This window comes from Streptomyces sp. DH12 (genome assembly GCF_020873895.1).
In the GTDB taxonomy this organism is placed as follows: Bacteria; Actinomycetota; Actinomycetes; order Streptomycetales; family Streptomycetaceae; genus Streptomyces.
The window spans coordinates 1-418 of the sequence record NZ_JAHWGT010001379.1 but is presented as its reverse complement, the minus strand read 5'-3'; the positions used below and the strand labels follow the sequence as shown (position 1 = coordinate 418).

Genomic DNA, 418 nt, shown 5'->3' with positions numbered 1-418 from the left:
CCGGGTTGGTCAGCGTCTCGCCGTTGGCGCACGACTCCTGGAACTGCCAGACGCCGATGAAGGTGTAGGCGCCGAAGACGAGCACGGAGGCCCCGGTGGCCAGACCGTCCAGGCCGTCGGTGAGGTTCACGCCGTTCGACATCGCGAGGATCATGAACAGCGCCCAGATCACGAACAGCACCGGGCCGATGGTCCAGCCGAAGTCCGTGATGAACGACAGCTTCGTGGAGGCGGGGGTCTGCCCGCGGGAGTCCGCGAACTGCAGGGACAGCACCGCGAAGGCGACACCGACGATCAGCTGGCCGGCCATCTTCGCCTTGGCCCGCAGACCCAGCGAACGCCGCTTGACGATCTTGATGTAGTCGTCCAGGAAGCCGACCAGGCCCATGCCGACCATCAGGCCCAGCACCAGCACGCC

1 pseudogene is annotated in these 418 nt (G+C 66.7%); it reads right to left on the bottom strand.

Going from position 1 to position 418, the window contains the following annotated elements:
• Positions 1–418: pseudogene (locus LPA54_RS40160) on the bottom strand (phospho-N-acetylmuramoyl-pentapeptide-transferase); the annotation flags it as partial.